Raw genomic sequence first — 20,680 nt, forward strand, 5'->3', positions numbered from 1 at the left:
TGGGCAATAGGTCTACTTTCAGGGGGAAGTACTTTCCGTAAAATGCTGTTTCGAAATCCTGTACTATACTTACTCAATATGTTGTCCTCCGTATTAAATACTGTGACAACTATCTTGAACTATAGGGTAGCAGTTGCAGAAGTGATCTTGTAGCGTATGATAGAAATCGCTGCAGAATTAAAGTTCAACGATGAATACTCTTTCTTTCACTTTTTTTCCAAGAGAACAGGTTTTCTTCAATATAGTACCGGGGGCTTTTATCAGCCGAAGCCGTAATTATTGAAATTCAAACTTGCAGACGAATAGTAGATTGTAAAATTTCAGTGACAATCTCTATCAGTTTTACCTGGTATTTAATCCAGTGACTCTCTGTACTCTGAAGGATTCATACCAGTGACTTTTTTAAATATTCTTGAAAAGTAATTCTGATCTTCATATCCTACAATTTGCGAAATAACCTTAAAGCTCAGTAAGCGGTTTTCAGTCATTAACTCTTTAGATTTCTCTATTCTTAGATTGATCAGATATTGTATAGGCGTTAAGCCGCTGTTCTTTTTAAACGACCTGATGATGTGGGAAGAGTCATAATTGAATTTATCTGAGAGAAAAGACACATTTATTGGTTCTGTAAAATTATCTTGAAGGTATTTTTCAATTTTTGGAAACAAAGAATTTGATACATGAGAGTATTTCAGTGATGGTTTAAGATAAACTTGGATCATTTCTAAAAATTGAACACAAAGCAGTTCCATGCTCTCTGAAAGAGCAATAAATCGATACGTAGAAGACTCGGAAGCTTCAATGGTTTCTATATCCCTACACCCTGATATATCGATAACTTGTTTAATAATTTTTAATAATTCTTTTTGAATATGCTTCTGCGTGCACTTTCCGATTGACCATAGATCAAAGATTTTCCTTATCTCAAGATTTAATATTTGAATATTATTTAAGCAGAGAGCCTTTTCAATAATATTTTTAATGGAAGAATCAAAAGAAATTTGAGCATTAACGGAATCTTTTTCCCTTAACCCAATTACTGCAGAGTGGAATAGCATAAGGTTTCCTATGAGAAGTTTATTGATTCTGCCTGAGGATTCTTTTAACTCGGAAAAATTGACAACTTTTTCGTCGCTGCATATGGTTACTTGTACAGAACGATTCAGATTTTGAGAGATGTCTTTAAGTAATGCATTCATAAAAGAAGCTACAGTATAAGTGCTTGGATCATCTAATGAAATTACCAATATTTTTCTGTTAAGCAATTTATCATCTAATATCCACCATTTAAGATTGATATTAAAAAAATTATCGATTATTTCGGCCCAATCAATTTCCGCCCAATAAGCATCGTATAGATTCGTATCCAATAATTCGGGTACATTATTATAGAGATTTCCCAAGCATATGTGGAAAATAGAGAATGACTGATCCGGTAGGGAAGATATTCCGAAATGATCTCTTTTAATTCCACGAATAGATTCTGCTATATATTTTTTATCTATGATATTTCTTTTTTCCCGCAATTTATCTTTGATATCACTTATTGTTTCTTTTAAATCTTCTATGCGCAAAGGCTTGAGGAGATAGCTTTTAACATTGTACAGAATCGCCTGTTGAGCATATGAGAAATCATTGTAACCACTCAATATGACGATATAAATATCAGGATTATGTTCTTTAACTTTTCTGATAAGCTCCAGGCCATCGAAGATAGGCATTTTGATATCAGTAAAAAGAATGTCCGGCTGATGCCGAGAGACTGCTTCAAAAGCATCTTCTCCATTCATAGTCGAAGCCACTATCTTAAAACAACTTTCTGTTTTTCTAATTTTATCTATGACATCTTCAAGTATAATCTGTTCGTCTTCTGCAACTACTACCGTAAAATACTCATGATTACTCATACTGCTGCCTTTTTTGAAGTCCGCAATCCGCCAACTGTGACAGTGGCCCCTTTCTCACTCATATTTGAAATCTCAAAGACAGCATTTTCTCCATAGAGAAGTTTTAGGCGATAATAAATATTCATCAATCCTATACTGTTCTTTTCTGCATTATCATCAAAATATTTGTACTCTGTGTCTCTAATCTGCTGTTGAATCCGATTCAGTTCCGATTTATCAAATCCCGGACCATTATCTCTTATTGAGATCTTCCAGAAATTATCATCAACCTCACCGGTCACATCTATTTTCCACATAGGTTTGATGTCAAAGGCATATTTGAAGCAGTTTTCGACTATTGGTTGAATTATCATTCTAGGTACTGAGATTCCTTCAATCTCACCACGAATATTGATTTCGTACTCAAACTGATTCATATATCGGATTTTCATCAGATTAAGGTACTTTATCATGTACTGGATCTCCTCTGAAAGACTTACAGGCTTGGGACTTTCATTACCGATATATCTCATCATCTGTGAAAGATTGCTGCACATTTCATGAATTTCCAATTGATTGCTTTGTTCAGCTTTTATACTGATTATGGATAGGATATTATAGAGAAAGTGGGGATTCATCTGTGCCTGAAGAGCGTACAATTGGGCTCTGGTCTCATGGGATCTGGCAGCAACAACCTCCTCGAGAGATTCTTTCAGTCTAAGACACATTTTCATAAAAGCATCATTCAGTTCTTCCAGCTCATTGAGATTCTCACTTTTATCCGATTTAAGATCCAAAGCCTGCAAACTTAAATTATTTATTGAGTTTCTCATTTTTTTTATTGGAACCGTCAGTCCGCGGGACACAAAATAGGTTAGGAACATTGTAATTATTAGGATTAAAATACCGAGTTGTATAAGGTTATTCCGGAACGTTCCCAATGGCTTTAATAATTCCCCTTCAGACTCTACCACAACGACAGTCCATCCAGTCTGCTCAGAACGGGAAAATGAAACAATATCCTTCTCTTTTCTGAAACCATTGTCCATTCGGAATGACCCCAGCTGTTCATCTCTGGAGGCAAGATTGCTCCAATAAATATCCAAAGAATCATTGAATTTGCCGGTACTGTCCTGATAGGGATACACTAGCTTACCAAAGCTGTCAAAAATATAGACTTTTAGTTTTCCCTCCTCGTCTGCCGGAGGAATCATTTTTTCAATATAGTTAAAAAAGAGATCATAACTCTGCTGAACTTCAATGATACTATCCAGTTTTGCACCGAAGACTTCTGAAAAAGCCCTACTGACAGAGATGACAATAATCTCGGGACTTTCCATTTCATCAGGATGGGGAGATGTTAACAATCTTTTTCCATTCATCTCAATTGTTGATAAAACCCATGGAATAGAGTTCAGGTATTCTTTATTGCCGGAAAATGTATCGTAAATTTTACCAAATTTGACATAATCGCCATTTTTCAGATTAAAAAGATTTATCTGAAAGAAATCAAGGGATGGTCCGGATATGGAAAATAACAAATCAGTTATATCCCACTTTTTCTGCAGTTCTTTAGAAAATGATATATCATCACTGAAAAATAATTCTTTGAGGTCTTTAGAGGATATAAGTTTTAAGGCTATTGAATCCAGATCCTGTATTTCTGAATCGATCCTGTCAGTAATACTGAAGGAGTATTGTAAAAATGATTCGGAAGCTTTCTCTTCAATCAAGGATGATACTTTCAGGTAATAAGAGACAACAAATATGATTATTACAATCAATATAAGAATTGAATAACTTAGAAAGAGTTTAGAGAGTATACTTCTGGGTTTGAACAGAATGACCTCCTTATTCCTGTTGAAAACTCACTTGTTGAGTAATATTAAAAAATAGAATGTCTATGATTCCCCTTGTTATTTATACATGATTTTTGGATTTCAGAGAAACAATAAGTCCGTTAAAATCTTTTAATCCACTGATGAACAGGGCATTCTTATCAGCAGACACTGACAGATGTTTTTCCATGTAAAATCCTGCAATTTCCCAGTTCTCTGCTTCAAGAGGTACAGACACGGCTGATGGAGAGTTCCTGAATGAATGAACAACAACGAAAGCTTCGTCCTTCTTGTCATTTGTTCTAACAATAGCCTGATAACCTGTGGGATGAGTGTAACTCAACAAAGTAGTGCCATATCGTCTTGAAAATCCTTCCCTGATAGCCCCCTTTACATCTTGATACATTTTCATTGCTTTTTTGACAGTATCCATCTGAGGCTTATTCAATTCATGTATGTCTCCGGAAAGGCACATGCGGCCGAAAAATGTTGCCGAAAGAGAATAATGAAGCCGGGACAGCGAGTCTTCTTCTCTCAAAACAGCCCAGACCTGGTTTTGACGGGCAGGAATCATCATTTGAGTGTTTGCTGCAATAATTGGTATGTCTAAACCTTCATGAGAATCGGAAAATCCTCCCATACTGCTCAATGCCATCCATGACGGTTCCAGGCGGTGTCCTCCGGATGAGCATATCTCGACAACCAATTCTGGAATTTCCAGCCGCATCCTTCTGTAAAAATCCTGAACTGCAGAGAGATGCTCTCTTAAACCTTCACCCAGTGAGTCCGGGCTGTCACAGCCTAAGCCAATGGAATCGTTATAGTCAGTTTTTATATAGAGTATCTTGTTCTCTTTCAGCATCAGTATGACTTTTTCATAAAGATATTCGTGGACCCAAGGATCTCTGAAATCAAGAAAACGCCTGGTACCGTATTGTAGAACTTTCCCGTCCCGATGAATAAGATGTTCGGTATTATCAAACATAAGGGAACCTTCAGTGCAGCACTCAAGTTCAAACCACACTCCAGGAGTAAACCCTTTTTCTCGCAATGTATCGCAGAGATTAGCAAAACCATTCGGATAGATTGTCTCTGATATCTGCCAATCGCCAAGGCCCTGCTGAACACCGGGTCTGTCATTAAACCAGCCATCGTCCATAACCAGGTATTTGACTTCTGAATTTTCCAACCGATCAGCCAGCTTCAGTATGTTTTTTTCACTGGGATAACCCCAGGTAGTACACCAGTCATTAAATATAATAGGTAGATCCTCTTCAGATTCAGGCCTCGGAGGATGGATGAATTCCTGGTATCGGACCATTCTTTCGGTCAGATTCTGAATATCACCCAGACAGCAGGAAAGAATTGCTTTGGGAGTTTCAAGCGAGCTTCCCGGCTGAAGGTCTTTTTTCCAGTGTCCAAACTCCCTGTCAGCAAGACCTCCGCTCATGTTCAGCATATCTGTTTTCCGATATACCTCCAGTTGCCATGACCCGGGATGAGCAATCTGTGCCCCCCAGAAAACCTCATATTGTTTATCTTCAAGAGCTGCAAAGGGAAAATAATGTTTGACAGGCATGGAACCTATCTGTCCGAAACGGAGACTTCTCACTCCATGGCCATTCCAGGATTTTTCCAGATTCAGTGATTCGATAGGGAGAGATTCATGTCGGCCTTCTGCACTCCACGTACTTGAAAAACGGTGGAGATTATATTTTCCGATGGCCTCATCTTGTTGAAAAGGAGAGATTCCTCCAAGGGAAAAACTTGAAACCATTTCCAATGATATTGTACTCCTAGAACCGTTTACAATTTCAGTGAATACTTCAATGAATGGTCTATTTGGCCAATAACAGAGATAATGAAAAGCACTTATACCTCTTCTGTCTTCAAGTTCTGTCGTGATTGTATGTTTCTCTCCGGCAATACTTAGATTCTGGTTTTTAAACTTCAGATCTTCTGTGGATGCACTGTTGCGCATACTCGTTCCACCTGAGAAACCCGTAGGATGAATGTCACCAACAATTTTAATTTGAACAAGATTCTCCAGGGTACAGGCTGGAAAGTCTACTTTAAACACATCATGGAGGGGTTTAACAGTATGTTCATCGTTGAGATTGATTCTCCTTGAAGCAGTTTCATGGTCTATTTTAGAGGGATTAATTGACATTCCCACTATATTTTTTTCATCTATCCAGTAGTGAATGACCATATCTCCTGTCTGATAGGATTTCAATTCTTTAAAATTACTCATATATTAAATTATCCTTTAACAGCTCCTGCCGTCATCCCTGAAATGATATATTTCTGGCCCAGAACATATACAAGAACTACAGGGATAAGATTCAGAATCATCGCAGCACTTACAAGATTCCATGAACTGCTGAACTGACCGAAATAATTATACATAACCATTATCATTCCCCATTTTCTCGATGAGTTAAGGAAATAAAGAGGTATTATGAAGTCATTCCAGCAATTGAGAAAGTTGATTATGAACGCAGTCATTGTAACCGGTTTTAACATGGGAAATATAATTGAATAGAAAAACCTGAATGGCCCGCAACCATCTATTAGAGCAGCATCATCCAGTTGTGTCGGAATCGTTGAAACAAAACCATAATACAAAAAAATTGTAAAAGGGATATAAAGAGCTGAGTAAAGTAAATAGGTTCCCATATAAGTATTCATCAAATGCAGGAGCTGCAATACTTTCATTGTAGAAATATAATTAATGGGTGCTACAAGGCCTAACAAAAATACTGAATATACAAAGTTACTAGCTTTTGTCTTATTTCTTGCCAATATAAAAGCAGCTAATGCCGATACGAGAATAGTAATAGCTGTTGAAGCTGAGGAAATAAACAGGCTGTTCAGAAAAGATCTGAGGATATTGCCTCCTTTAAGAACAGTTAGATAGTTTTCCCAATGAACTTCTGATGGAAGTTTCAAACTCATTGTAGCTGATTCTGTCACATCTTTAACAGAATTCAGCAATACCATCATTAAGGGAATTAAAATAATAAAACTTAAAACCCAGGCCAATCCCTCTTTTGAAAGATTTATTGTTTTTTTAGTATTTATCATTGTGTTTCAACCTCAGTCTTTCTAAATATTTTAATAATCCCAATAGACATTATTGCCATGAAAATAAACATAATTGTTCCCAAAGCAGATCCATAACCGTAATCACCAAGAGAAAAATGGCTGAATATGGTTATATTGATTACTTCAGATGCCCTTCCGGGTCCGCCATTAGTCAAGGCATAAATCACATCAAAAACTTTAAAACCTGAAATCAGACTCAGCAACACATTGATCAGTATTGAAGACTGGAGGAAGGGAACCGTTATTCTGATCAGTTTATTCCAGTAATTGCTACCGTCGATTTCACATGCTTCATACAACTCTTTTGGGATGCTTTGAAGACCTGCAAGAAATATTGCCATACTGAAACCGGCCGCTTTCCAAACTTCGACACTGATACATGACCACATAACAAGATTTGGATCCTGCAGCCATCCTCTAACCAAAAAGTCGAATCCCACGGCTTTGAAAAATAGATTAAGTATACCTGTCGTAGGATGAAATACCTGCTGAAACATTAATCCGACAATTATATTGGATATTATTACCGGCAAAAAAAACACAGCTCTTAAAATATTCCTTGATCTGATACCCTCATTGAGTAAAAGAGCCAGAAACAAGCCTATCAAGACCTTTAAAATCGAAGTAGAGATCGCATAAAGAAATGTATTTCGAAAAAACAGGAGATTGCTGGAGTCCTGAAAAATATCTTTAAAATTCTGTAATCCTATAAATTTGAGATTTTCACTCATTGAATTCCAGTTTGTAAAAGAATAATAGATTCCAACTAAACTGGGAAATAAGAATAATACAGAAAAAATCAGTAACGCAGGGTAGATAAATTCCCTGGGGTATAATTTGGAATTGTACATTTTTTCATTCCTTATTTTTTTTGATTTTCATTTTGAAAAAACTACAATCTGATTATCCGGCTGGATTTCAAACCAGCCGGATATAGATAACTATTGATTGACTATAAAGGATTACTCCTCTATGGCTTTGAATATTTTTACTCTGTTTTTATCGATCTCTTCCAAGACCTGTATAGGAGTTTTCATATCCAGCATAAGCTCCTGAATATATTTTCCGAAGAGTGTATTGTCCCAGTACAGAATGCCATACTCCATCTCAACATCGGACTTGCCTTCAGTAAACTCACTCATTGATTTACCTGCTTCAGTAGGTACTGCAGCTACATCGATAAATGCGGGATTTGCCTGTATATCAGTTCTTTCTGAATAAAAAAGTTCCAGGTTATCAGTACGGGACAGAAAGTCAAAGTATGCTTTTACACTGTCCAGATTTTCAGAATCCTTGTAGGCGACACGCATAATACCACCAGCTGAATGAGAATAAATGTTATTACCGGCAAAAGGGATTGGAAACATTTTCCATTTATCCGCTTCTGAATCAGGATATTTGGCAGCGACTTCTGTCTGGTAAGACTGATACATGAGAATCATGGGCGACGTGCCTGTTCCCATTGCTTCATAACCGGAATCCCAGGCATTAGAGAGAGCATCGGATCCGAAATATCCATTATCATAAGACTCTTTAAACTGAGATAAAGCAGTTTCAAACAACTTCACATCAGCAAATCGGGCTTTATTCGAATTCAACTTATCATAGAGACCTGCTTCTGCTGCATTCGCCAAAGGCCCAAACTGGGAGAACCAGATTCCCCAGTACCAGGCTTCTTTTCCAAGCATATGTACAGGAACAATCCCATCGGCTTGAAAAGTATCGCAAACAACTTTGAATTCCTCAAAAGTTCTTGGGGGTGTCAGATTATACTCTTCAAACATCTCTGTATTGTACAGGATTCCCCACCCGTCAACACTCCATGTCATAAAACCCATCACTTTGTCCTGATAAGTAGTTCCCTGTTTGGCATACTGCTGATATCTGTACACCCAGGCTTCATCGGAAAGGTCTGCAAAATATTCATCAGGAAAATATTTCAATGCTCCCGCTCCTGCTCCTACCATGAAAATATCGGGAATCTCTCCGGAAACCATTTTGGTTTTCAGAACATTGGAATACTGATCATCAGGTATAACCTGCATATCTATTTTAATGCCTGTTTCTTCGGTGAATTTTTTATTAAGATCCGAATCGACGGTAGTGCCTTTATTCAACCAGTTTTGTGAACCGATAAAAGTCAGGGTAACATTGTCTTTCTCCGAGGTACCGCTAGAGCCGGAATCAGCATTTCCACTCGCATAAACCATACCAATAGTGAACAAAAAAACTATTGAAAGTGTTAAAAATTTCTTCATAATATACTCCCTTGATTAAATGATTTTAAAGAATCTGATCAGATATATTAAATATAGGTTCAAGATATTGAACTGTATATAAATAATACTGACCACCTTTATGGATTATTCTGACTTTATTTGAATATTACAAAGCAGTCTTAGCATTCCTGTCTTATCGATCTGATGAACCTTTTGATGATGATGAAAAGAGGGTGAACTCAAGAAGATGAAATAAGGATTTCAGTAAAAGCATAATAATAGAATCAGCATGCTGGAAAAAAAAGGTGACATTGTTGAATTCTGTTTTGGGGTAGTTTATTGTCAGCATGACCTAAGATTTGGCATGATAATAATATCTGAGGAATGAATTAAAATGTAAAAATCCATCTCATGTGTTTACAGAACCGCAATCAACTTATACGATTAAGTAATTCTCTATATTTCCTGGTTATTCCAAGGATATCTATTTACCCTGTGCTTGAACAATCAAGTTCAGATGGTCTCTAATCTAAATAATATGAGGTTTGATATATGGGTTTAAAAACAGTTTTTTTTGATTTCGGAGGTACTATTGATCTATATCCCGAGATTAATAGTGATGCACTAACTGCCATGGGAAGGATTTTAAAGCTCCTGAGAGATCATGGGCTCGACTTACCGGAGGAAATGACTGCAGGGACTTTTTACGAACACCTGAAAAAGGCATCAACCCAATATAAATTATGGAAAAAAAAGACCATGGTCGAAATATCAACACTGGAATTTTGGAATGATTACATCCTTCCGGGTATTTGTCTGCAAAAGATATATGATCCAGTCTTATCCGAAGAGTTAACTTATATTCTGGAAAGAGGACGCTATACACGATCAGTACGTCCGGAAATGAAGTCTGTAATGGAAATTTTACTAAGCACGACCTCCCTGAATTACGGAATCATAAGCAATATCATAAGCAACACACAGGTTCCAAGGAGCTTGAAAGAGTATAATCTAGAGCAGTATTTTTCAAAAATCATTCTTTCGGCAGAATTCGGAAAAGTAAAACCTGATTCTTCAATTTTCCATCATGCCGCAGCACAATTCAAATGCAGGCCGGATGAATGTATTTACGTTGGCAACAGCCCCTCCAAGGATGTCAGTGGAGCAAGAAATGCAGGATTTCTGGCTACTGTCCAGATCGAATATGTAGATAGTTCAGATGATACAACAGATTCCGGTGATACTCCTGATTACTATATTGAATCGATGGAAGAATTACCTGAAATCATATATTCACTGTTGAAGTAAAATCAAAAACAGAACAGTCAATTGTAAAAAATAATAATTAATTGGACAAATTAAAAACTGCCTGCTAAGATAACTATAACGTTTAAGGAGACAACTGTGAGAGTTACTATAAAAGATATTGCAAAGAAGGCAGGCGTCTCTGTTGCCGCAGTATCAAAGGCTCTAAACGATCAGCCGGATATAGGCCAGAAGACAAAAGACAGGATTAAACGAATAAGTAAGGAGATGGGATATACACCTAATGCCGTAGCACGAAATCTTGTAAAAAGAGATTACAAAACCCTTGGAATTCTTATTCCGGATATCTCAACACCAATCTATCCGGCCATTTATAAAGGAATAAGTGCAAGTGCAATTAAATATGGTTACACACTATTGCTGGGAGATATGAACAGAAATCTGGACAATGAGAAACAATATGCCCAGACTATGATGGAGAACCGGGTTGCTGGCCTGATAGTCAGTCCAATCTGCAATGATACCAGTCATCTGGAAGAAGTTGTCAGAGGGCAGATTCCAATTGTTTATTTTGGTGGAAAGGTTAACCATAAAATGAAATATTATGTTGGAATCAATAATGTTCTAGGTGCTTCACTGGCCACAGAGCATCTAATTTCACAGGGACATAAAAATATACTGATGATAAGCGACAAAAATGAAACAAAGACCAGATTGGATCGAATACACGGTTACGTCAGTGTCATGGAAAAGAACAAATTAGAGCCAAAAGTCCGTATTTGCAGTACAGGTTCTCTTGGACGGGAATGCGGTTCAGAGGAAATGTTGAAAATAATCGATGAAGGCTCCGAATTACCTACCGCCATCTTTGCTCTTAATGACTCTATGGCCATTGGAATAATGGAAGTATTGATGAATCACAGAATAAGAATACCCGAAGATGTGGCGATTATGGGTTATGATGATATTCCCTTCTCCTCTTTACCTATGATTAATCTCTCCACGGTCTGGCAGCCGAAGTATGAAACCGGTGAAGCTGTTATCAAACTAATAAATGAAGTGCTTACAAGTTCTGCAGAGATTGAACAAAAAAGCGTAATTCTGGATCCCCATCTTTGTCTGCGGAATTCAACAGCTTTATAGCATTTATTTTTTTAAAATTAAACTTATACGTTTAAGTAGAGAGGAACACTTGAGTTATTTATATGAATTGCATGCCCATTGTACCGAAGTCAGTCCCTGCGGGGGGGTAAAAGCTGAAGAAGTTGTAGCTCTGTATAAAGCTGAAGGCTATCAGGGCTTAGTCCTGACAGATCACTATCACCACGAGTATTTTTCTTCACTGGGAGATCTTTCCTGGAAGGGGAAAACAGATAAGTTTCTTGAAGGCTACAGATTGGCAAGAAAAGCTGCGGAGAAGCTGGATTTTGATTTGTTCCTTGGATTCGAGATAAGGTTCACCGACAGTGGGAATGACTTTCTAGTGTTTGGAGTTAATGAGGACTTTCTTTATAAGAATCCCAGGCTTTATGAACATGATCTGGCATATCTGAATAAAGTAGTAAAAAGAACCCCGGAAACACTTATAGTGCAGGCCCACCCATTCAGGAAAGGATGTAAACCTTCTGAAAATCTGAGTCTTATAGATGGTGTCGAGATCTGTAACGGCAATCCCAGGCATGACTCTCGTAATAGCATGGCAGCAGAATTAGCTAGAGAAAATAATCTATTAAAAATATCCGGTTCGGATTTTCACCGTACTGAAGATCTGGGAAAAGGAGGTATCCGTTTATCAAAAAGAGTGAAGACATCAAAGGAACTTATACGTGCGCTGAATCTTTCAAAGTGTGAGGACCTGATTTGTCAGGAATCGCATTGTCACTAATCATGACAGTGTCTGTTAAAATAAGGAGGTAAAAAAGTGATAAATAATTCCACAATTGGTGGAGAATCCTATGGGCTGAATAAGCCGCAACGCTGGTTAAACAAGGCTTTAAATACCCTTAAACAACCTAATAATTTGATCAGTATGATCTCAATAATCGTACTCGTATATTTAATTGCACTCCCCCTATGGGAGATATTTACAACAACATTCCAGATGCAGTATCGGGAAGCATTCAAAACTGGCGGGACAGAGGGATCTTTTACCCTCGGATACTGGAAGGCAACACTTGCCTCACCCATCAGCCGGGCAATGTTCTATAAACCCTTATTCAACTCATTGAGTATCGGTTTGAGTGTTTCTTTTTTTGCAATTCTGATCGGCGGGGTTTTAGCCTGGCTTATCACAAGGACAGATATCCCTTACAAGAAATTCCTGTCCTTTATCCTTGTTGTGGCCTATATGGTGCCTTCATGGTGCAAGGCTCTGGCCTGGCAGGTAATCTTCAAAAATGATCGTATCGGTGGATATCCGGGGATGTTTCAGTCGATATTTGGAATTAGCCCTCCCAACTGGGTTTCCTACGGCTTCTTTCCAATAGTGGTTTCCCTTTCTCTTCATTATTTTGTGTTCTCTTTCCTGCTTATATCAGCAGCATTGCACTCCATCGGTGGAGACCTTGAGGAGATGGCAGAAATTACAGGAGCGAAACGGTGGACCATACTCAGGAGAATTACATTCCCATTAGTGCTACCGGCTATTCTTTCATCATTTATACTGACATTTTCCAAGTCTTTGGGATCATTTGGTGCCCCCGCATTCCTGGGTCTTAAAGTGAATTATTACACATTGTCCACAATGATATATGCGAATATCCGTAACCGCATGACGACTCAGGCTTTTACCCTGGGGATTGTATTGATGCTTGTTGCCAGTCTGACGGTCTACTTCAATCAGCGGGCCATCGGAAAACGAAAGAGTTTTACAACAATTGGTGGTAAAAGCACAAGAACCAATCTTATCAAACTTAAGAAACTGAAACCTGTGGTCACCGTGGCTGTCATCCTCTTCGTACTTATTGGCGTAGTTCTTCCTTTGATGACTCTCGTTTTTCAGAGCGTCATGCTCAAACCGGGAACATACAGTCTGGATAACTTTACTCTCCACTTCTGGGTGGGAAATAGTAATCCGGCAATAGCCGAGGGAGAAGCAGGGATTTTCAATAATCCGAGAATCTGGGCTGCTCTTATAAATACACTGAAACTTGTCTTTATTGTGTCATTCCTTGCAACCATGGTAGGACTCGTGCTCGGTTATCTTGTGGCACGTGGACGGAAGAAACCTTCCGGAAGATTTATTGAACAGATATCCTTCACTCCCATGCTCATTCCTGCCATTGCATTGAGTACAATCTATCTGTCCATGTTTTCAAAACCCCAACTTTTTATACCGGTTCTGTATGGAACCTTTGCGCTGCTGGTCATTATCAGTGTAGTGAAATACCTTCCCTTTGCCGTAAGATCGGGAACAAGCAGTATCCTGCAGATCAGCACCGAACTTGAAGAGGCTGCCAAGATTGAGGGAAGCTCCTGGACGCGAACATTTCAGAAAATCATCCTCCCCCTTTCCAAGGGTAGCGTTTTCAGCGCCTTCCTGCTTATTTTTATCAGCGGTATGAAGGAGCTTGCGCTTATCATGCTCCTGGTCACACCTAAGACTGCAACTCTGACAACTCTGACTTATGCCTATACAGAGTCCGGATTTGTACAGTTTTCCAATGCCATTACGACATTGATTATTTTTATTATTATTTCAGTAAATACCATCGCCCGGAAAGTGGGCAAAGCAGATATTTCAAAAGGAATCGGAGGTTGACATGAGTCGCATTGAATTAAGCAAAGTCAATAAATATTATGATAAAGTCCATGTTCTGAAGGATGTGGATCTCACAATTGAAGAAGGGGAATTCATGACTCTTCTGGGACCTTCGGGCTGTGGAAAAACAACCACTCTCAGGGTCATTTCCGGCCTGGAGAATCCGCAGTACGGTACAGTGGTCATTGACGGTAAGTCTGTTGCCGAACCTGAAGCGGGGCTCTTTGTTCCTCCCTCAAAAAGAAATCTGAACCTTGTGTTTCAGAGCTATGCACTCTGGCCCCATATGACGGTCTTTGATAATGTAGCCTTCGGTCTCACAGTAAAGAAGACCGCCAAGAAGGAAATCCAGAGATTGGTAACAAAGGCTCTGGATACAATGCGGATTGGTGAATATGCCGGAAGATATCCTTCCGAGCTTTCCGGAGGCCAGCAGCAGCGTGTGGCCATTGCAAGAGCCATCGTATCCCAGCCCAAGATTCTGCTTCTGGATGAACCTCTTTCAAACCTGGATGCCAAACTCCGTGTTGAAATGAGAACTGAGCTGAAGCGTCTTCATAAAGAGTTGAAGACAACCATCGTTTATGTTACCCACGATCAGGTTGAGGCTCTCACTATGTCATCAAAAATTGCTGTTTATTTTGAGGGTGTTCTCAGTCAATGTGATCCACCTGATGTCGTATATAGTAATCCAGCAACTCTGCAGGTTGCCGAGTTTATCGGAAATCCCAAAATCAATTTCATTGAAAGCAAGCTTTCCGACTCGGGAAAAACATCCTGGAGTCTCAATTGTGATTTTGGAGAAGTGGCTCTTAACGCAGTAGAGGGCAGGGTTGTTAAATCCGAGTCTGATCCTGTTCAGGATGTAACACTGGCTGTCAGGCCCGAACATATTCACGTATTAAGGAAAGAAGAAAAGGATTCCTACAACTGTACAATATCCTCAATTCTCCCAGCGGGTTCAGAAACACTTCTTGAAGTGGAACTGGGAAAGCAGACTCTGATGGCAAAGGAAATCGGCCAGCAGAAATATGAAATCGGTGACAGTGTCTGGGTAAAATTTGAAGAAGACAAGATGAATCTTTTTAATCGTGAGAGTGGGGAATTAATGATCCTGGCTGTTTAATTCGAAGAATCGGGGCAGGATTATCATAGCCTGTCCTGATAAAAATAATCATGTGAAAAGGAGACTATTATGATGGTTAAGAGAATTGGATTTATGCTGTTGTGCACTGTTTATGCAATCAGTGGACTGAGTGCCACTGGCCAGGAAGAGGCTGCGTCTGAAACAGGGGTCAGTTGGGCGGATGAAGTTATGCTTCATCAGGAAATCTCAGATGATGAACTCTATGAACTTGCAAAAGCTGAGGGAAAGGTTGTTATCTACTCCATGTCCAGCCGTGTAAAAAAGGATGCTTTTGAAACTCGATACCCCGGTGTTGAACTGGTTGTTTATGACATGCGTGAAGCCGAAATCCTTGAAAAATATCAGAGAGAGCATGAAGCTGGAATCAGTAGTGCAGATGTTATTTTTGTAAAAGATGCACTTGGCGCTGTTCAAATCGAATTTGTTGACAGAGGACTTCTTCATCAATATCTTCCAGCAGATATGATGGCTACAGCCCCTGAAGAATTTCAATCCGGCTCTTACAGCCCCTATTTTGAAATGAAGCAGATTTTTTATAATACAGAAGTCAATGACGCATCTCCTGTAGATAACTGGTGGGACTTAACACGCCCCGAGTATTCAGGAAAAATCATGATGAGAAATCCCCTGGATACAGCCACAAATATGAACCTTTTCCTTACGATGACTCGTTATCATGAAGAGATGGAAAAAGCATATGAAGTTGAATTCGGTGAAAAACTGGTTCTGAACGGAACAGAAAATGCAGGATATGAATTCATCAAACGCCTCATTGCCAATGACCTGGTTCTCACCACTTCTGACGGAGACATCATTGATGCAATCGGTGCTCCCGGACAGTCTAATCCTCCCATCGGCCTGGTTACTTCAAGCAAGATGCGTAAGGCTGACGAAGATATGCTTATCGGAGTATCTGAATCCATGGATCCCCGAATGGGTAATCTGGATCCTGCATTTCTCTTTGTAGCAGACAAGAGTGAGCATCCCAATGCCGCCAAACTTCTGATCCGCTGGATGGGTGGAGAAAAAGATGGTAAGGGTGAAGGATTCGCTCCCTTCCATGTCAGAGGATCCTGGCCTACAAGAGCCGATGTCCCCACCATTCAGACACAGGCATTGGATACTCTGAATGTATGGGATAGAGATCCGATGTACTCATATCAGAACCTTGATACAGTTCGTAACTATTGGCTTTCTCTCCAGTAGGGTTTTGTAATTTTATTACCATTCCGGCGTTTAACCGGAATGGTAATCTGAGAAATTTCTGAAAGTAAATAAGATTTAAATTTGAGGTATAAAAATGAATACAATTGGGGTCTCACTGCCATGGGATTATTTAACTGGAAATAGTGTGACTAAAGAAGCTGCTGTTGTTAAAACAGTACTTGGCAGACCTGAAGAAGGACTTAAATTCCTTAATGAAATTGGAGTGTCCAGCATTGAATTACGTCATCTACATAAGTCTTTGAGTGAAACGGATATGAGTCGGGCATTCTCTCTACTAGGAGAGGCAGGAGTTGCCATAACTATTCACAGTGAAGATCCACCTGATTCAGATAACTGGTCAATTTCAAATTTATTCCCTTGGTTTAAAATCCTTGAGAACGGTCATTCTATAGATCAAAAAAGAATTGTTATCGCATTGCATCCGCTAACAAAGAAGGGCTCCGGCAGCGTTGAAGAGATGCGTGAAGGAACAATCAAAATGATTCTGAAACTAATGAAAAAGGAAGTCGGGTGGAATCATGACTATCATTTCTCCCTAGAAAACCAGAGGGTTAAAGGTCTCATTGATCCATGTACTTCTTTTGATACAGTTCTTGATGTCTGGCAGGCAGTTAATAATAATGACCTGGGGATTTGCTGGGATATGGGGCACGGTTATGCAAATTATCTGAAAAATGATCACAGCCTTATCCCATCCGAGGAATTTTTGAATCTAACAACCCATACTCATATTCATGACCTTGGACCCGGAGGAGCCACCCATTGGCCCTTCCTTACCGAGACTGTCCCTCTAGACCGTTTCATAGGATTGCTCCGGGACAAGAATTATAAGGGGACATTCAATCTGGAATTGAGCTTTGACAGATTTATTGATGTTGAAAATAAAAAGGGTCTTCTTGAACAGAGTGTTTCTAGAATTTCCAATATATTTGGCTGATAATATGAACAGAGGAGGTATTTGAGATGGATAGAATACTTGCAGCCTTACAGGGGAATGCCTTTCATCTTTCTGATGAAGTATTCATCTTTCTTTCATCAAAATATGATGAACTGATATCTCTACCGATTCCCGGGTGTGGAGATTATGGTTTTCATAAAGACTTTTTTTCAGAAGCAATCTCAGAGCATCGAAATCAATTTTTGACTGAAGAGTATATTCAAAGCCGAATTAGAAATAAGACCACAGGTACAATTGATCATCTCCATGCTGAAATTACAGCCGGTATCATTATTGAACTTGGAAAGAAAGAAGGCATTGAAGGTTATGCAATTGAACTTCTTCGATTTACAGCACATCTGCATGATTCAGACCGCTCATTCCCAAAACTGATGATTCAGGGAGAGGATCAGGTTCGCCGGAATCCTGGTGAGTACAGTTTGTTCAAAGAAAAACATGCCCGGAATTCTGCAGATATAGCAATCAGAATTGCTAAAAAAACACATGAAATGGGATTCTCTTTTGGGGAAGGATTTTTAGAAGATCTGGAGTATATGATTCTGAATCATGAAAAGGGAGGAAACAGGGATGCAGCAGATGAAAGAAGGAGATCAACCGTTAATCCTCTGCTTCATCTTGATCATCTCACAGACCTCCTTACTGACTCGGATTCCCTTGCCTACTTTTATGCGAATATTCTCACAAATTGGGAAGAGTCAGGTCGAAGCACCACTGCTTTAAGCAATAAAGTGCGGTTCATGTTTGATCGGATGAGTCTCAATGGACAACAGATGATGCTAAATACGATCCTGAACTCATCCGGGCATATTCTCGGTACAAATAACCATCATGATCCGGATGTCAAATCAATCCGGAGTATACTTCTAAATCTGTGCCGACTTTCGGAAAGGCAGTAGGATCTTATTGACGATAATTTATTGTCATTACGAGATTTGTTTTTCGATTCAGACTTTCATTTTTCTCAATAGTGTTTCCAGATACCTTGATTTCATCTGTTTTGAGGCCAGGACCTGTTTCGCAGGGGGCAGTTTGAAGATCACAGCGAACAGAGCCGCCAGGGCACGGTGGCTCATAAGCACATGATTATCGAATATCAGGTTTTGCAGAGTCCCCCGGTCAATGGCCATGAGAACCACCCGATGGGCGCTGTTCATGGGAGTAATGACCCGCTGCTCTCTCTGTTTCAGTTTAATCGCTTCGTGCCGACAGACCCGGACACAGAGTCCGCATCCCAGGCAGATATTCTCATTCAGCCGGGCTGTCCTTTTCTGCGGGTTTTTAGAATCGTTGGTTGAGATAAGGGTCATGGCTTCAACAGGGCATACATCCACACATTTCATACAGCCTATGCAAGCCCCGGAATCCACTACCGGAAGATAGTTGGTGGTATGAATGGGATTCAATGCTGAAAATTTTCGCTGGGCAATCAGAGCCTCACAGCAGCAGCCGCAGCAGTTACAGATGAAGTTGACCCTCTCTCTCACATTCTCACCAAATTGAACCAGATTCTCCTCGTAGGCCCGCTGCAGCAGGTCCATCCCCTCCACCTTATCCACAGATCTGGCAAAGCCGTGCTTAATCAGGGACTCGGCAGAACTATTGAAGGTCATACAGATATCCAGAGGGGCCTCGCAGGCCTTGTTCATATGATGCATTTTGTGACGGCAGTAACAAATCCCCACACCCATATGACTGGCGCTCTGTATCACTTCGGATGCCCGTTCGTAATCCAGAATGATCAGGGCGTCGTCATCGCTGAGTGCAGGCTCATGTACAAAGGTTCTTCCCAGTTGGGTCTCTCCTATTGTAAACAGCTCTCTGATGAAGTCTTCTTCCACATTCATATATTGATGAAACAACTCCGCCAGTGTTTTCTGGTCAATGTCTTTTGTATAACGCATGAGGGAAAATTCAAAAAATCCGGCCATGGGCGGCGGGAGGGTATAAATGGATTCCCCGTTTTTCTCCACATCCACCAGAATCGCCTTGTCTGCCAGATTGTCTAGGATCTTCCGGGTCGAATTGATATCCAATTTCCAGATCTGGGATGCTTTTTCTGAGGTAAAAGGTTTTATGGGGAGGGTCGAAACCAGTTCAGCCTCTTTTTCCGTAAAAAGAATACTGAGTATTTTAAAGAGATATTCAGAGGGTGGCGCGCCCTGAGGAAAGCGGTTCAAGCGATCTGCTAAACTGGAATAACTGTTCTTTAATGTACGATGAGCCATAGTTTATAATAACAGGCGAACAGACAGGAATACAGGGAAATAATCAAGATCCTTCTGAATCCATGGAAATCACAATCTTACCTCTGGCAAGCCCATCCTCAAGATACTTGATGGCATCAGGGATTTTCTCAAACGGAAAGACCTTATCCACGACAGGTCTGATGTCCCCAGATTCCATCATCGACCTGAGGATATTGAAATCCTTGGTGTTTAGATCTGCTATCTTCATTACTCCAATTTTCTTCGTAAATGGAGCAAGAGCGAAAGCTTTGATGACATAGCTCATGCCTCCATGTCCACTGTTTGGAATTATCATACCATCGGATGTCAATACTCTTTTCATATCCGAAAAAGATCGATTTCCGGTATTATCCAGGATCAGGTCGAATCTCATATCACTCTTGGTAAAATCTTCTTTCTGGTAATCTATCACGTGATCAGCACCTATGGATCTGACCATATCGACCTTTCCGGTACTGCACAATCCTGTAACCTCTGCTCCCAGGGATTTTGCAATCTGAACTGCAAATGATCCCACACCACCAGATGCACCTGTTATCAGCACTTTTTGACCTTTCTTGATATTACCTCCATCCCTGAGTCTTTGAAGTGCGGTGATGGCTGCCGTTGGTGCAGCAGCAGCTTCTTCGAAGCTCATGTTGGAAGGCTTCCTTGCAAGTTTCTCCATGTCCATGACCACATATTCTGCAAAAGCACTTTCAGTGGAGCCGAAGATCTCATCGCCAACCTTGATCTCAGTGATATCCTTGCCAACTTCCACTATTTTTCCGGCCACATCCCATCCGAGGATGAAGTCCTTTGGTTTTGGAAATCCCACAGAGAACCTGACAATAAAGGGAGTACCATTAAGTGAGAACAGGTCTCCTGCATTGATCGAGGAGGCAATAACCTTCACGAGGACTTCATTCTTTTTGATCTTGGGTTTCTCAACTTCTTTTACTTTCAGAGCATCGGGAGAGGCGTAATCATTCTGTACGATAGCTTTCATAATATAAATGATATCACATCTCTGAAGGATTTCTAGG

17 protein-coding genes are annotated in these 20,680 nt (G+C 39.8%); 9 read left to right on the plus strand and 8 right to left on the minus strand.

What is annotated here, in order from left to right; all coding sequences use genetic code 11:
- Window positions 1-353 precede the first annotated feature (353 nt).
- The 4 genes from DV872_RS18835 to DV872_RS18850 all read right to left on the minus strand — a co-directional run bounded on the left by DV872_RS18835 (window position 354) and on the right by DV872_RS18850 (window position 6,529).
- Complete coding sequence (locus DV872_RS18835) at window positions 354-1,907, minus strand: response regulator (protein WP_114631509.1); 1,554 nt, start codon at window positions 1,905-1,907, stop codon at window positions 354-356.
- A complete protein-coding gene (locus DV872_RS18840; protein WP_147283210.1) occupies window positions 1,904-3,619 on the minus strand; it encodes a sensor histidine kinase in 1,716 nt (571 codons plus the stop codon). Before DV872_RS18840 ends, DV872_RS18835 begins: the two co-directional genes overlap by 4 nt.
- 187 nt (window positions 3,620-3,806) lie before the next feature.
- Window positions 3,807-5,978 carry a glycoside hydrolase family 36 protein gene (locus DV872_RS18845; RefSeq protein ID WP_114631511.1) on the minus strand — a complete coding sequence of 724 codons (2,172 nt, stop codon included), beginning with the start codon at window positions 5,976-5,978 and terminating at the stop codon, window positions 3,807-3,809.
- A gap of 8 nt (window positions 5,979-5,986) precedes the next feature.
- Entirely contained in the window at window positions 5,987-6,529 is a 543-nt protein-coding gene (locus DV872_RS18850; protein ID WP_233516440.1) for a carbohydrate ABC transporter permease, read from the minus strand.
- Between DV872_RS18850 and DV872_RS27005 the strand changes: the two genes are divergently transcribed.
- Window positions 6,459-6,644 carry a hypothetical protein gene (locus DV872_RS27005; RefSeq protein ID WP_233516441.1) on the plus strand — a complete coding sequence of 62 codons (186 nt, stop codon included), beginning with the start codon at window positions 6,459-6,461 and terminating at the stop codon, window positions 6,642-6,644. The genes DV872_RS18850 and DV872_RS27005 overlap by 71 nt on opposite strands.
- A gap of 163 nt (window positions 6,645-6,807) precedes the next feature.
- On the opposite strand, the gene DV872_RS18855 is transcribed toward DV872_RS27005, so the two are convergent.
- Complete coding sequence (locus tag DV872_RS18855) at window positions 6,808-7,683, minus strand: carbohydrate ABC transporter permease (RefSeq protein ID WP_114631513.1); 876 nt, start codon at window positions 7,681-7,683, stop codon at window positions 6,808-6,810.
- A 111-nt stretch (window positions 7,684-7,794) separates the two neighbouring features.
- Complete coding sequence (locus DV872_RS18860; RefSeq protein WP_114631514.1) at window positions 7,795-9,090, minus strand: ABC transporter substrate-binding protein; 1,296 nt, start codon at window positions 9,088-9,090, stop codon at window positions 7,795-7,797.
- 513 nt (window positions 9,091-9,603) lie between these two features.
- On the opposite strand from DV872_RS18860, the gene DV872_RS18865 reads away from it, so the two are divergent.
- From DV872_RS18865 to DV872_RS18900, 8 genes are all read left to right on the plus strand, one after another.
- Window positions 9,604-10,359 carry an HAD family hydrolase gene (locus tag DV872_RS18865; RefSeq protein ID WP_114631515.1) on the plus strand — a complete coding sequence of 252 codons (756 nt, stop codon included), beginning with the start codon at window positions 9,604-9,606 and terminating at the stop codon, window positions 10,357-10,359.
- Between the two features lie 96 nt (window positions 10,360-10,455).
- Entirely contained in the window at window positions 10,456-11,460 is a 1,005-nt protein-coding gene (locus DV872_RS18870) for a LacI family DNA-binding transcriptional regulator (protein ID WP_114631516.1), read from the plus strand.
- 49 nt (window positions 11,461-11,509) lie between these two features.
- Complete coding sequence (locus tag DV872_RS18875) at window positions 11,510-12,202, plus strand: PHP domain-containing protein (RefSeq protein WP_114631517.1); 693 nt, start codon at window positions 11,510-11,512, stop codon at window positions 12,200-12,202.
- Between the two features lie 36 nt (window positions 12,203-12,238).
- A complete protein-coding gene (locus DV872_RS18880) occupies window positions 12,239-14,077 on the plus strand; it encodes an iron ABC transporter permease (RefSeq protein ID WP_233516439.1) in 1,839 nt (612 codons plus the stop codon).
- Window position 14,078: 1 nt separating this feature from the next.
- Window positions 14,079-15,203, plus strand: a complete 1,125-nt coding sequence (locus DV872_RS18885; RefSeq protein ID WP_114631518.1) for an ABC transporter ATP-binding protein — start codon at window positions 14,079-14,081, stop codon at window positions 15,201-15,203.
- Between the two features lie 69 nt (window positions 15,204-15,272).
- On the plus strand, window positions 15,273-16,430 hold the full coding sequence (locus tag DV872_RS18890) for an ABC transporter substrate-binding protein (RefSeq protein ID WP_216664419.1): 1,158 nt from the start codon (window positions 15,273-15,275) through the stop codon (window positions 16,428-16,430).
- A 94-nt stretch (window positions 16,431-16,524) separates the two neighbouring features.
- On the plus strand, window positions 16,525-17,388 hold the full coding sequence (locus tag DV872_RS18895; RefSeq protein ID WP_147283211.1) for a sugar phosphate isomerase/epimerase: 864 nt from the start codon (window positions 16,525-16,527) through the stop codon (window positions 17,386-17,388).
- A 26-nt stretch (window positions 17,389-17,414) separates the two neighbouring features.
- Window positions 17,415-18,305 (plus strand): hypothetical protein, encoded by an 891-nt coding sequence (locus DV872_RS18900; RefSeq protein ID WP_114631521.1) that lies wholly within the window; start codon window positions 17,415-17,417, stop codon window positions 18,303-18,305.
- 48 nt (window positions 18,306-18,353) lie between these two features.
- Here the strand turns inward: DV872_RS18900 and DV872_RS18905 are convergent, their stop codons facing one another.
- Window positions 18,354-19,634 carry a 4Fe-4S dicluster domain-containing protein gene (locus DV872_RS18905; RefSeq protein WP_114631522.1) on the minus strand — a complete coding sequence of 427 codons (1,281 nt, stop codon included), beginning with the start codon at window positions 19,632-19,634 and terminating at the stop codon, window positions 18,354-18,356.
- A 43-nt stretch (window positions 19,635-19,677) separates the two neighbouring features.
- Window positions 19,678-20,643 (minus strand): NAD(P)-dependent alcohol dehydrogenase, encoded by a 966-nt coding sequence (locus DV872_RS18910; RefSeq protein ID WP_114631523.1) that lies wholly within the window; start codon window positions 20,641-20,643, stop codon window positions 19,678-19,680.
- Between the last annotated feature and the right edge of the window lie 37 nt (window positions 20,644-20,680).

It is taken from the genome of Oceanispirochaeta sp. M1 (genome assembly GCF_003346715.1).
GTDB lineage: Bacteria > Spirochaetota > Spirochaetia > DSM-2461 > DSM-2461 > Oceanispirochaeta.